The 13,493-nt window shown below is 59.4% G+C and carries 11 protein-coding genes and 1 other RNA gene; all 12 read right to left on the bottom strand.

Translation table 11 applies throughout. The features are described from left to right. Positions 1–246: 246 nt before the first annotated feature. The gene (locus tag KGA81_RS12525; protein ID WP_223546168.1) at positions 247–540 is read right to left on the bottom strand and encodes a hypothetical protein; all 294 of its coding nucleotides are present in this window, start codon (positions 538–540) and stop codon (positions 247–249) included. Further along, entirely contained in the window at positions 537–1,517 is a 981-nt protein-coding gene (locus KGA81_RS12530; protein ID WP_223546485.1) for an integrase domain-containing protein, read from the bottom strand. Before KGA81_RS12530 ends, KGA81_RS12525 begins: the two co-directional genes overlap by 4 nt. Continuing rightward, the gene (locus KGA81_RS12535; protein WP_223546170.1) at positions 1,495–1,854 is read right to left on the bottom strand and encodes a hypothetical protein; all 360 of its coding nucleotides are present in this window, start codon (positions 1,852–1,854) and stop codon (positions 1,495–1,497) included. The genes KGA81_RS12530 and KGA81_RS12535 overlap by 23 nt, the downstream gene beginning before the upstream one ends. Then, the gene (locus KGA81_RS12540) at positions 1,838–3,238 is read right to left on the bottom strand and encodes a YfjI family protein (protein WP_223546172.1); all 1,401 of its coding nucleotides are present in this window, start codon (positions 3,236–3,238) and stop codon (positions 1,838–1,840) included. The genes KGA81_RS12535 and KGA81_RS12540 overlap by 17 nt, the downstream gene beginning before the upstream one ends. A 1,342-nt stretch (positions 3,239–4,580) precedes the next feature. Next, entirely contained in the window at positions 4,581–5,837 is a 1,257-nt protein-coding gene (locus KGA81_RS12545) for an integrase domain-containing protein (protein ID WP_223546174.1), read from the bottom strand. A gap of 187 nt (positions 5,838–6,024) precedes the next feature. Beyond that, positions 6,025–6,421, bottom strand: a transfer-messenger RNA (tmRNA) gene (gene ssrA, locus KGA81_RS12550). Between the two features lie 94 nt (positions 6,422–6,515). Continuing rightward, positions 6,516–6,794 (bottom strand): hypothetical protein, encoded by a 279-nt coding sequence (locus KGA81_RS12555; RefSeq protein ID WP_223546176.1) that lies wholly within the window; start codon positions 6,792–6,794, stop codon positions 6,516–6,518. A 328-nt stretch (positions 6,795–7,122) separates the two neighbouring features. Further along, positions 7,123–7,398, bottom strand: coding sequence for a hypothetical protein (locus KGA81_RS12560; RefSeq protein WP_223546179.1), 276 nt, complete (start codon positions 7,396–7,398; stop codon positions 7,123–7,125). 202 nt (positions 7,399–7,600) lie between these two features. Next, the gene (locus KGA81_RS12565) at positions 7,601–10,411 is read right to left on the bottom strand and encodes an FAD-binding and (Fe-S)-binding domain-containing protein (RefSeq protein ID WP_223546181.1); all 2,811 of its coding nucleotides are present in this window, start codon (positions 10,409–10,411) and stop codon (positions 7,601–7,603) included. After that, positions 10,408–11,079 (bottom strand): lactate utilization protein C, encoded by a 672-nt coding sequence (locus tag KGA81_RS12570; protein WP_223546183.1) that lies wholly within the window; start codon positions 11,077–11,079, stop codon positions 10,408–10,410. Before KGA81_RS12570 ends, KGA81_RS12565 begins: the two co-directional genes overlap by 4 nt. Further along, positions 11,076–12,533, bottom strand: a complete 1,458-nt coding sequence (locus KGA81_RS12575) for a LutB/LldF family L-lactate oxidation iron-sulfur protein (RefSeq protein WP_223546185.1) — start codon at positions 12,531–12,533, stop codon at positions 11,076–11,078. The genes KGA81_RS12570 and KGA81_RS12575 overlap by 4 nt, the downstream gene beginning before the upstream one ends. Beyond that, positions 12,530–13,354 (bottom strand): (Fe-S)-binding protein, encoded by an 825-nt coding sequence (locus KGA81_RS12580; protein ID WP_223546187.1) that lies wholly within the window; start codon positions 13,352–13,354, stop codon positions 12,530–12,532. Before KGA81_RS12580 ends, KGA81_RS12575 begins: the two co-directional genes overlap by 4 nt. Positions 13,355–13,493 lie beyond the last annotated feature (139 nt).

Consider the following 13,493-nt stretch of genomic DNA (forward strand, 5'->3'; position numbering starts at 1 on the left):
GTTCGAATAGCGCCATGGAAAAGACATTGGCTTCCTCAGTGCGAGCCTGGCTGAAGACGTTGGGCAGTCTTCGGTACACCGCGCTGACTGCCTCGACGCCTTGGTTCAGTTCCCGAAGGTATTGGCGATTAGTGACTGCTTTTGGCCGCTTTTTGCCGTTGCCGCGTGTGCTTCGAGCAGGTTCATCAGCAAGAGGATATCCGCGCTGAGATAGATGACGGCGGACAAGTGTGCCTGGAAGGCTGCCTACTCACGATTCGAGCGATCCATCAGCAATTGCCGGCCGTTCCCTAATCGCTTCCAGATCAGCAGAGCGGTGAGTCGATAGTAATACCGGGTGGCGCCGGAATGGTCTTTCAGGTGCTGAGTGAGAAACCAGCGCACATGCTTGAGCTGCCAGATCCAGGGATTGTCTCGCTGCCATCGCTGTTGAATGGCCGCTTGCATGATTCTGGCTTGCCGTAGGTGTCGTTGCTGCGTGACCTGCGAGCCGGTCAGTACGCCGCTCAGGAACAGCGCTATATCGAATGGTTTGGTCACGCTCTCCCTCCAATGTAGGCCGACACCACATCGATCCGGTTATGCCCAAGTTCATGGCTAATCCGCTGACGCGCTTGTCGATCTAGTTCACGGTCAATGCGATAGCAGTGGCCACCATTGACTGGTGCGGCGTGGCCCGTGAGCTGTTCGTAACGCTCGCAGGCGTAGGCTGCTCGCAGTTCATGGAAACCCTTCAGCCCTTGTTCATGCAGCGTTTCTCGGGCGGGGAGCACGGTCTGTTGCAGAAACGCGGCGTAGCTTTCGTCGCGGGCCAGTAAGTTGCGGCTGCGGGGCGGCGATGCCTTACGAGCCAACTGCAGCGCCGCCTTCACCGCTTCATTTACCGCGACCCATCGCGGCGCTGATGCGCCTGAGCGGCCGCCCTTGGTGCCGTCCTGGATGTTGATGCGGCCTAAGTGTTCGGCTTCGCGGTGCAAGCGTGGCAGGTCGGCCAGGATCGCTTCGCGCAGGCGCATGCCGGTTGTTCGGGCCAACAGGACAATCGCCGCCACCCGCTCATGTTGCCGTTCGCCAAGCACCTCAAGCACTCGCCGCACCTGTTGGCGGTCTTGGCCATCCGGCGCGCGGGTGCGTACGCTCGAGCGCTGCAGTCCTAACGCCTGGCTCGGACTGGCGATCCTCACGTCCTGATCACCGCGCAGCGCCGCGAGGGTGCGGTTGACGCTGCTCAGGCGGTTCTGCGCGGTAGCGATGCAGAGTTCACCTTGCTGGATCTGCTGGCGCAGGTAAGCGGCGTAGTCTTGCAGCGTCCGTCGATCGATCTGACGTGCATCGTTGTAACCGGGGCCGCCCTCGGACCGACACCAACGCACGAACGCTTGCCAGCGATCGCTATGCGCTTTGACCGTGGCGAAGTGGCCACCGGCAAACAAATCCTTGAGCGCTTGCGGGCCGGCATAGCTCAGCTGGCGGCCGTAGCCAAAGTTGCGACCATCACGCCGACCGACCAGAGCCATCGTCATCACCGTTTTCGGTTGTTTGCAGAAAGCGCAGCAGGGCTTTCCAGTGAGGGCTGAGCCTGTCCACCTGCTGCCAGTGTGTCGGACGGATCAGGAGGGTGTTCTCGTGGTGTTGCAGCAGTGCCCCTTCCTCACGCAGTTGCTCGATCAGCAGGGCGAGATTGGCAGGGTCTAGAGGTGGTGTGGCGACAGCGGCGACAGTGGCGACAACCCGCGTCGTTTCTGGCCTAGCGCGTGGCGACAGGGTGGCGACAGAGGCGGCGACACGCCGCGATTCTGGCTGTGGTTGATGTTGCGCCTGGTAGCGGCGCACCGCGTCATTGAGGCGGAACATGGCGGACCTCGAAAGTTGTTCCGTCGCGACTGCTCAACCAGCGATGAGTGATCAGTACGACCAATAAAGAGGCGGTATGGTCAGCGCTCTTGCGGGCAAAACGAGGGCCGTTGCGATTGATGTCTCGGATGCTGAAGTGGGTCCAGCCTTTCTGTACCAGCCAGCGCAGCAGCCGATCTGCCTCTTCGTATCGCCTATTGACTGGCTCCCGTTCGGTCAGGCGCTGAATCTCGGCCAGGTAGTAATCCATCAACGTGGAGGCGCGCTGGATGTGTGCTTCGTCCAACGCACTAGCCTCTTCAACCATGGCCAGCACGCCCGCGATACGCAGTACGTTCGCCGCCGCCTTGGTCGCGACAGGCTGGACGCCGGCCAGCTCGCCGAACTCGCCAGACTGGCACTCGATGGTGTCGTGAATATCAATCCAGGCCCGGCGGGCACGGGCAGTCAGCTCCAGGGTGGCGGGATTGAGTGAGCCATCCCGGTGAAGCGACCAGGGCTGTTGCAGCAGGGCGGTGATCCGCTGTTGGTAGCGCTGGACTCTGGCATCCCGACTCAGGTCGATCGCTTTGTAGAGCCGTTGGCCGACCAGGCGCTCGGGCCAACTGATCAGGCAACGGCCGAGGATGCCTTGGCCATTGATTACCGGGTCGTTGAAAAGCTGGTTGGCCAGGTAGGGCTGCAGCATCAGATGCAGGCTGAGGCGGCGATCATAGGCCCGCAGGCTTTCTCCGGCCATGGAGCGGGCCCGGTCGATCGGGCTGCCATCCCACAGCATCGACAAGGTGGTGATTGCCTTGAGCAGATTTTCTTTGCTCATGGTGCTGCTGCCCAAGAACTGGCCACCTTCATCATTGAACAAGCCCATGCTGGGCAAACCATGGCACAGGCTTTTGACCAGGGCCTCAATGGTCGGTTCGGCAATGATCAGTCTCGGCGGTACCGGCTCGGATACTTCGCCGCCTTCCGCCTCCGAGGGTTTCTTTGAGGTTTTGGGTTTAGCCATGATGCTGGTAGCGGCGCGATAGGCTTTGAGCTTTTCCGCATACAGGGTCCACTGCTGTCGTTCCCAGTCGCGCGCCGCCTTCAGTGCCAGCTGATCCACCGCGCTTTTGCGATCACCCGAGGACGCCACCGTCAGTAGATAGAGGGACAATGGATAGGTTCGGCCATCGAGTTGGACATTGGCATGACCCTGGCTCACCAGGGCAGTAGTAGCCAGCACCGATTGCGCCGCCATGGCGCAGGGTACGCCGATCACCTCGGCCAGTCGTTCGACCGCAGGGCCCAACAGTTCCCCGAGTGCTTCGACCGGGTAGGGCAGTGGCGCCTGCTGGTATTCCAGCAACGGTTGTGGTGGCTCGAACGCTTCGCACAGTTGCATAGCCATTCTCCTGAGATTATCGACTTCGTCCTCACTCATCCCGCCACGGTTGTTGAGTGTTATCAGGGATCAAGGCCCCTGCGACCTGTGAGGTTTGTCCACTTACGCGGGACTGACGACTCCTTACGACCGGGAGCTTGGGCATCTCATGATCTGGCCTCCTGAACACCGATAGCGGTGGGCGGGTGGAGGCTGCACTGGCTGACGAAACCGGCACCGCGAGATCCTGAGTCGGGTGAAGGCAGTGAAGCGATGACCGGGGCATTCCTGACTGTCAGTCAGGTGCAGTCCATTTCATGGGCTGCGGCACCATCATCGGCATCGCTGTGGCGAGTGAGCATTCGGTGTTTGTCACGCCGATTGTCACGAGGGGGGATGCCGCAATGCCTTGTACGAGTTGGGCTGCAGCAGCGGTAGGAGCGCCCGTCTCTTTAGGGGGCAAAGAGACGGGCAAAAGGTTGGCGCAAGAAATAGCCACGCGGATAAGTTGCTGCAGAGCAGCCAGGAGGGGGCATGAGTTGCCGCAGTGGGCATTCTGGAAGAAGTGGCATCCATCACATCGCTGTGACTGTGCGAGCCGCCGGACGCTAATCGCACTTGGGGTGAACCACCACGATCTGGCGTAGCCTCAAAGGTTCTGGCTACCTGGGTGCTGTCGAGGACAGCGCTGGTACGGTTCTGGTTTAGCGCTCGTTCTACTCGCGGTCAACCATATTTTGGAGGCGACTCTTGCGCCAATCGGTAGTGCTAGAAGACCTTGGAGTCCGGTGGTTTTCCATAGCCGGGTGGTCGTTTGTCGGTTTTTAATGTGAGCCTGCGTAATTGCATGGACTTGACCACCCATTTGCATCGTCACTGACCAGTCATCTGCATTCGTGCTGATCAACCGTTTGCATTCGACTTGACCAGCAAACGCCATAGTGACGACCGGCGGAGAACGGCCGATTCTTGCCTTTCGCCACCGACAGCTATGGGGCGGTTGCAGTCCTTCAGTGCTTGGCTGACGCACTCGCGCTGAGTGGCATCCGCTGACATCCATCAACTGCAAACGGCTGGTCAGCGCGAATGCAGATGACTGGTCAGTGGCAATGCAATTAGGTGGTCAAGTGAGATGTAATTACGCAGAGCCCACGCGAGTGGGAATGCGGAGCCTTCCCGCTCGCGTGGGCTTGGCCGAGAAAGCCCCAAGAGGGAGGCTTGCAACGGCGACAGTCGCCACTTCTGTCGCCATGCTGCAAACCAGGTATTACGCGGGTTGTCGCCGGTGTCGCCGCTGTCGCCAAATCAACCATCACTCCATCTGGGGAGTCATTCTCGGTTACTGGCGGCGTCCGGTGAGCGCTCACCGTATCGGCACGACGTTGTGGTCCCTGGTTTGATTGATCGCAGATACCGACAGGTTGCCAGTGGCCGCTTTCTGGATGTGCTCACTCCACCAAGCCATCATCGGACGCCGGCGTTCGATGTAGTCCGCTCGGTTGTAAGCGCTTCGGACTTCGTCCTTGTCGACATGCGCCAGCGCGACTTCGATTAGCTCCGGATCCCACCCATGCTCGTTCAGGATGGTGCTGGCCATGGAGCGCATGCCGTGGCTGACCAAGCGGTCCTGGAAGCCCATGCGTTTCAACGCCATGTTGGCAGTCTGGCTGTTGGCGTGGGTGCGAGGATTCCTATCTGCCGGGAACACGTATTCCCTGTGGCCGCTGTGGGGCTTGAGCGTCTCCAGTAAGGCGAGTGCCTGTTCGGTCAGCGGGATGGTGTGTGGACGACGCTTCTTCATGCGCTCCGGCGGAATGGTCCAGATGCGTTTGTCGAAGTCGATGTCTGCCCATCGGGTGGTAGCCGCTTCGGCAGGACGGGTCATGGTGTGCAGTTGCCATTCGATCAGGCAGCGGGTGATCCGCTTGATGCTGGCGTTCGCGATTTCCACCATGAGCTCGGAAAGCTCATCGGGTCGTAGCGCGGCCATGTTCTCTTTCTTGGGCTTCTTGAATACCGCCCGAATGCCACTGAGAGGGTTAGCGAAAATCAGCCCGGAGTTCACACCGTAAGTCATGATCTCGTTGAGCCGTTGGCTCAACCGCTTCACTGTCTCGAGACTGCCTTTGGCTTCGATTGGGCGTAGGAGCTTGATGACCATCGGGGCGCTGACTTCCGAGAGGGGTGTCGATTTCATGCTCGGAAAAATATGCAGTGTAAGTGAGCGCCAGATGTCCTCGGCATATGCCGGTGTGACGGAATCTTTCTTCAGTTCGAACCAGGCCGTGGCCACGTTCTCGAACGTGTGTTCTGTCTCCGCTCGTTTGGCTTGCACCAGCTCGTTGCGTTGAGCTTTGGGGTCGATGCCTTGCGCCAACAGCTCTCGGGCCTCAACCGCTTTCTTTCTGGCTTGTGCAAGAGAAAGCTCGGGATAGCTACCGAGTGCCATGTTGATTCGGTTCTTCGTTACTGGATGCCTGTAGTTGAAATTCCACTGCATCGAGCGATTGACCCTGACTCGCAGCTGAAGCCCGTCACCATCGGTGAGGACGTAGTCCTTGTCTTTGGGTTTGACAGCCTTGAGCTGACGGTCCGAGAGGCGGGCGGTTTGAGCGCACATGAGAAGTACTCCATGTCACCTTTTGGTATTCCCAAGATTAGCGCTGGGTAGCCGGGAATACCACTGGGAATACCAAATCGGCTGGAACTCAAAAACGATCTATGGAGCCCAGTAGCGCTGAAACCCTTGATTTCACTGGATTTCAGGCACAAAAAAAGACGTCCGTGGACGTCTTTAGATGATGAAGTGGTGGAGCCGGGGGGATTTGAACCCCCGTCCGCCAGTACTCCGCTGTCGGTACTACATGCGTAGCCGTGTCTATTAAGTTAACCCTCAGCGACCCGACGGGCAGGGTGCTTTGGGCGAGTTGTGTAAGTTTTAGCCGCTTCGTCCACAACGTACTGCACGGCGATTCTGTTCTATATGACAATCACTTTGGGTTTACAGACATCCCCTGGTGATTGCTGGACCCGAAGGTACCAGAAGCTCAGGGCTAAGGCTGCTTACGCAGCGAGAGCGAATTCCTGGCCGTAGTTTTCGTCATTGGCAACTATAAGTAGTTGCAACAGTGGATTTACGAGTTCTGTTACCAACTCGGCATGCACCTAAAGTTTCGCAACCGGCGTCGAATCCTAAACGGCCCCGAGCCTGATGCTCGTTGAATCAAGTGAGCAGCAGGCATGTACAGTGTACGTCATCACGCCCCGGAAGGCCAACCCGAAGGTTGACCACCACAGATCATGGGTTTGGTTCGTTGCTCTGTTTGTCAGCGAGTGCCAATGCCTGGGTGGCCTCGGTGACGCATTTTTTGTCGTCTCCGGAGGCTTGTGAGGCTTCGGCGCTGGACATCAGTCTTTTGATTTCCATTGAGGTGTTTGTGGCGGTCGCCGGCAGCGCATTCACTTTGCCTTTTAGCTCTTGCAGCTTGCTCGTACACAGGTTGTTGTCCGCAGCAAATACAGGAGAGGCCAGCATGGCAGCAGCAATGAACAGGCCAGCGAGTGTGGTGCGTTTCATGGGTATCTCCTTGAACAGATAGTCTCGGTGCTGCCGTATGAGTGGACGGCCAGGCCGAGCCGGAAAAATCAGCGTCGATCTGATGCGGGCTTACCTCAAAGACTACGATTCAACGCAAGAATTCGGTTTTTTCAGAAAATGTGTCGAGCTTTGTCCAGTGATGCGGGCGGTTACACATTTCCAGACCCCAGATGCAACAAAACCCGCAACTGGCGGGTTTTGGTTTGCTTCGTATCAGACGCAGCCGGGTTTTGAACTCCCGGCTGCCAGTACTCCGTTGTTGATGTACGCCGACAAGGCCCTCCCGAAGGTTGAACCTTGAACTGAGTTACTTCGCGCCTTTGTGCGCGTCCTGCAGGCTCATGATGGTTTGGTTGGTCTCGGCGATGCAATCATCAATACCTGCCTTGGTGCCTTTTGCCTGGTCGGCTTTGGCTTTCTTGACGGAGGCATCCACCTGGTCAAGCATTTCCCCGGGAATCTGTGCCTTACCGTTTGCGATGGTTTGCAGGTTGAGCGCGCATTGGTCTTTTTCGGCCGCAAACGAAGTGGAAGCCATCATGGAAGCAACAACGAAAAAACCTAAAAGCACAGAACGATTCATGTGTATCTCCTTGGACTGAAAGGCCAGGCTTTGCTGGCCATCAAATCGGACTACCGAGTGTTGGGAAAGTCCCGCATTAACGGGGCTTGATCAGTGAACTGCGGCGGCACGTCAGGGTTCTGTTTGTCTACTGTAGAGCTGTCGATTCCGGCAAGTAGCGTTAAGGAATGCAGCTCTATGCACCTTCCTGTAGATCCTGCTATCAGGGCACCCTAGCCTGGGTAACGCGGTCCACGAGATAGACTAGTCCGTGGTAGTCAATACTGCCATGTTGCGTCAGACCGATCTCACAGGTGCGGCTGGTCGATATTCCCTCGCTGCATTGTTGTACCGCGTCCTTGAGCGTGCGCAGCGAATGGGCGTTCAACTCCGGCGTGGTGAAACCCTTGTCGCCGGCGAAGCCGCAGCAGTGAATGCCTTCGGGAATGACCACGTTTTTGCTGCATTTGCGCGCCAGATCGATCAGCGCCTGACTTTCGCCAAGGTGCTGAGTGCTGCAGGTTACGTGCACGGCGATTGGTGCCTCCTGAGGCGTGAAATCCAGGCGATCCATCAGGTGCGTGCGGATGAAACGTACCGGGTCGTACAAGTCCAGACGGACCTCGCCGAGGTCTTGAACCAGGCGCAAGGTGCAGGGGCTGGTGTCGCAGTAGATCGGATCGAGCCCGCCACGGCTGGCGTGGAGCAGGGCGCCGATCAGTTCCTGGCGTTTGTGCTCGGCTTGCTCGGCGTAGCCTTTTGAGGCGAATGGCTGACCGCAGCACAAGCTGTCCAGGTTGTCCGGGAATACCACCTGGTAGCCGGCCTTTTCCAGCAGGCCTCGGGTCTTGTCGTGCAGCGACATTTGTTCCGTGTCGCCCGCCGCCGGCCCCATGGCCCTTGAAACGCAGGCGGCGAGGTACACCACGCGCGGGCGCTCATCGTTGATCGTCGGGCTGAAGCGGATCGGCCGTTCAGGCTGGGGCATGGCATCGGTCCACAGCGGGACTTTCCCCTTGGACAGCTTGCTGACGGCTGCGGAAAGTTTTGCCAGACGCGGCGCTCCCAACAACAGGCGCGCGCCATTGGCCACATGCAGAGTGAAGCGCGCACCTTGCAGTGCCGTGGCGAAATTTCCTTCAAGCCAGTTGGCGGTTTTCGTATGCGTCGCCTTCCGCCTACGCAGCTTTTTCACCAGCTCGCCGGTATTGATGCCTACAGGGCAACGTTGTGCGCACAGGCCGGTGGCGGCGCAGGTATCGATGCCCTGATATTCGTACGCGGCTTCGAGTTCGGCGGTATCGATGCCCGCGCGTTTCTTCGCCTGAATGTCGCGCCAGATCACGATGCGCTGGCGCGGGCTCAGGGTCAGGCCTTTCGATGGGCAGACCGGTTCGCAGAAGCCGCATTCGATGCACTTGTCCACAATCTCGTCGGCGGCCGGCAAGGGTTTGAGGTGCTTGAGGTGGATCTGTGGGTCTTCGCTGAGCACCACGTCCGGGTTGAGAATGCCGTTGGGGTCGAGCAGGCGCTTGAGCTGCCACATCAACTGGTAGGCATCGCTGCCCCATTCCAGCTCAACGAACGGCGCCATGTTGCGCCCGGTGCCGTGTTCGGCTTTCAGCGACCCGCCAAATTCCACCGCCACCAGTTGCGCCACGTCGTCCATGAACGCCTGATAGCGGGCGACTTCTTCTGCGTTGTTGAAGCCCTGGGTGAAGACAAAATGCAGATTGCCTTCCAGCGCGTGTCCGAAAAGGATCGCTTCGTCATAGTGATGTTTGTCGAACAGTTCGATCAGGCGGTTAACGCCGATGGCCAGTTGTTCGACCGGGAAGGTGACGTCTTCGATGATCACCGTGGTGCCGGTCTTGCGTACCGCACCGACGGCCGGGAAGGTGTCTTTGCGGATGGCCCAGAGACGGGCGTTTTCCTGCGGGTCTTCAGTGAAGTCGACCTGCTTTTCCACGGGGAACGTCTTCAGCGACGCCATGATCTGCGCCAGTTGTTCGTGCAGCAAGGTGGACGACGCGGCGCGGGATTCGATCAGCAAGGCGCAGGCATTGTTCGATAGGTGTTGTACGAAAGGCGGCATGCCGGGTTTGTTCTGCACTGAACGCAGGCTGCGCCGGTCCAGCAGTTCCACGGCCGACACCGGTTGGGTTTTCAACTCTGTGACCGCGTTACAGCAGGTCTCGACATCCGGGAACACAATCAGGGCCGAGGCTTTGTTCGGGTGGTCGATCACGGTGTCGTAGGTCACGGCACTGATGAACCCGAGCGTGCCCTCGGAGCCCACCAGCAAGTGGCTCAAGATATCCACAGGCTCGTCGAAATCCACCAGGGCATTGAGCGACAGGCCGGTGGTATTTTTCAGACGGTATTTGTGGCGAATTCTCGCAGCCAGCTCGGAGTTGGCGCGAGTCTCGCGACCCAGGGTCGCCAAGCGCTCCAGCAACGCGGCGTGGCTTTGGCGAAACGCTGTGACGCTTGCGGCATCCTCGGTGTCGAGACGGCTGCCGTCGGCCAGCACCAGGCGAATGCCCGCCAGGGTGTGATAGGTATTTTGCGCCGTGCCGCAGCACATGCCGCTGGCATTGTTGGCGACGATACCGCCGATCTTGCAGGCGTTGATCGAGGCCGGGTCCGGGCCGATCTTGCGTCCGAAAGGCGCCAGCCAGGCGTTGGCCTGGGCGCCGATCACGCCCGGTTGCAGGCGAATCTGTGTGCCTTGCCCGCGAATCTCGCGCGCGTTCCAGTTGTCCCCAAGCACGATCAAAACCGAATCGCTGATGGCTTGACCAGAGAGGCTGGTGCCGGCTGCACGAAAAGTCACCGGGACTTGATCGCGCTGTGCCAGTTTCAGTAGCGCCACCACTTCTTCTTCGGATTCGACACGGATCACCAGTTGCGGGATCAACCGATAGAAACTGGCATCGGTACCGAAGGCCAGGGTCGACAGCGGGTCGTCGAAGCGTCGCTCTTGAGGAATCAGTTGCTGTGCATCACGCAGGAAAGCGGCCGGTAGACTCATTGGTCCTCCAGGATCAGCACCACCAGGTCTTTCGGTCCGTGGGCGCCGTACGCCAGCACTTGCTCGATGTCGGCAGTCTTCGACGGGCCGGACACCAGCAACGCATTGGTCGGCATGCCTTGGGCCCATTCGAACTCCTGTTGCACCTGATAGAAGTTATCGCGGATTTCGCTGGCCTTGAGCAGGGCGAAATGCACCGGTGGCGCGAGGCTCATCAAGCGCGGCTCTTCCCGGGTCGGCCAGATAATCAGGCTGCCGGTTGCCGCGATGGCACCGAGGGTGCCGGTCAGGCTGGCCGGGGTGTCGTTGAACAGCTCGGCCTTCCATTCTTCAACCGGGCGGTCGTAGGCCTTGAGCATTGGCAGGTCAGGATTGTTCGCCCAGTGTTGTGTGATCCGTTGACCGTGGGGTGTCGTCGGCGCGATCAGTAGACTCGGCAACTGGCGATCGCGCAGCAATTGTGCGAGTAGAGCTGGCCATTCCTGGCCGGACGTCAGATGGATTTCCGTGTGCACCGCTTCCATCAATTTGCGCAGTTGCGCAATGCGCTGTTCAGGCGCGTAGGTGTAAGGCTGGGTCACCAGATCGACATCGAAGTTGTCGGCCACTGGCGTGGTACCTGTCAGGCTTTTACGCAGTTTGGCGAGGATATTTTGCTTGGCGCTCATCGACGGTCTCCCTGTTTGGCCAAATGCTCGCGGGCCATGTCATGCAGTGAGCGGGCGGCGGGTTTGGGGGCGCTGTGGTTTTGCGTCCACGGGCCGACATTGCTCGGTGTGAGGGCGCGCAAACGGGTGGCGAAGAATCCGAACAGGCGATACAACGTCGGCGAGCTGTTGAGCTTCGCCCAGGCATTCCAGATGAACCGCTCCTTGCGCGAATACTTGCTGCCCTGACCACGCATCACTTGATGGGGGCTGTCGGGAGCCTTGACGTTTTCTTCGCGCAGGCGCCGCAGCAAAGCAGGGATCGGGATTTTCACCGGGCAGACTTCACCGCAGGCGCCGCACAGCGACGAGGCGCTCGGGTGATCCGGGACTTTCGCCAGGCCGACCATGTGCGGGGTGACGATTTTTCCGATAGGGCCGGGGTAAACCTCCCCATAGGCATGACCGCCGATTCGGGTGTAGACCGGGCAATGATTCATGCAGGCGCCACAACGAATGCAGTTCAGGGTCTGGCGCAGTTCGCTGTCGGCAAAGGCCTGGCTGCGGCCATTGTCGAGCAGTACCAGGTGCACTTCCTGCGGGCCGTCGAGTTCATGCTCCTTGCGCGGGCCGGAGATCATGTTGACGTAAGTGGTGATCGGAATGCCCAGGGCCGAGCGGGTCAGCAGCGACAGCAGTGGCACCACATCGCGCAGGTTTTCCACGACCTTTTCGATACCGGTGACGGCGATGTGCACAGGCGGCACAGTGGTGGTCATGCGGCCGTTGCCTTCGTTTTCCACCAGCAGCAGGGTGCCGGTTTCGGCCACGGCGAAGTTGACACCGGAGACGCCGATGTCCGCTTCGAAGAATTTCTGCCGCAGGACTCTGCGGCCGATCTGAATGAGTTGGTCAACGTCCTTGGTGTATTCCACGCCAAGTTTGTCGTGGAACAAGGACGCGACCTGACCGGCATTCTTGTGGATTGCCGGCATGATTATGTGTGAAGGCTTCTCGTGGTCGAGCTGGACGATGTACTCGCCCATGTCCGATTCCAGGCATTCAATGCCCCGATCAGCGAGGAAATGGTTCATCTCCATCTCTTCGCTGACCATCGATTTGCCCTTGATCACTTGCCGCCCCTCGTGAGCGCGGATGATCGAGAGGACGATGCCATTGGCCTCGTCCACCGTTTCCGCCCAGTGCACTGTCACACCGTTGCGGGTCAGGTTCTGTTCCAGTTGCTCGAGCAGCTCGGGCAACTTGGAGAGCGCGCGGGCACGGATTGCATTGCCCAGTGCGCGCAAGTGTTCTCTTTCGTGGGCATCGCTGAACGCCGCTGCCCGTTTGCTCATCAGTGAATCCATCGCCTTGCGAAAGTTGTTTCGCAATTGCGCGTCACCCAGCGCCTTGTGGGCGCGGGTGCGGAAATCTTCTTCTACGGCAACCGTAGGAATAATCGCGGAAGTGCTCATCGGGCACCTCCGGTACGCTGCCAGAGGAAGCTGGCCAGATGCTGACCGCGCAACGCTTCCTGCTGTTTTTCCAGCGAGCCGTTGATGTTCATCAAGCAGCCGCAGTCGGCACTCAATACCTTGTGCGCGCCGGATTCCTTCAACGCCCGGGTCTTGTCAGCCACCATCGCGCCGGAAATGTCTGGCATACGGACGCTGAATGTCCCGCCGAAGCCACAGCATTCGCTTTCGTGGTCGTGGTCGACCCGTTCCACGTTGCTCAACTGCGCCAATAATTCGCGGCCGTGCAGGTGGGTGTTCATCTCGCGGCGTGCCGAGCACGAGGTGTGCAGCGCCACTTTTACGGGCTCGCCGCTGTCCTTGAGCTGCACCTTGCAGACAAACAACAGGAACTCGGCCAACTCGTAGGTTCTGGCCGCCAGGGCCTGAACCTGTTTCAACGTCTCCGGCTCGTCCTTGAACAAGTCGGCGTAATGTTCGCGCAGCATGCCCGCGCAAGAACCTGACGGCACCACCACCGGATAGTCGCCGGCAAACAGCGCCAGTTGCGAGCGCGCCACGGTCCGTGCCTGTTCGGTGTAACCCGAGGTGTAGGCCGGTTGGCCGCAGCAGCTTTGCCCTTGCGGGTAATCGACACGAATGCCTTCGCGCTCCAGCAGGTGGATCGCGTCCATCCCGGCTTGCGGGTAGAACAAGTCAACCACGCAGGTCCCGAACAGGTAGACCCGCGACGGTTTCTCGCTGGGGTATTGCCGAGGCTCGGGCAGTGGCGGGGCGACACGGGTCGCATTCGGCACGGCGTTGTAAAAAAGCTCGCTCATCAGGCGGTCTCCGGGTGGTCCCGGTTATTCGTCTGTCGAGGCTGCTGAATATAGAGCGGCAAGCTTTCAGCAGCCTTACAGACCGGGGTGTGAATAGCGGACGCCGGGGGCGTGGCCCAGCGTCGGTTTTTATCGTGTT

It is taken from the genome of Pseudomonas sp. A-B-19 (genome assembly GCF_019947515.1).
In the GTDB taxonomy this organism is placed as follows: Bacteria; Pseudomonadota; Gammaproteobacteria; order Pseudomonadales; family Pseudomonadaceae; genus Aquipseudomonas.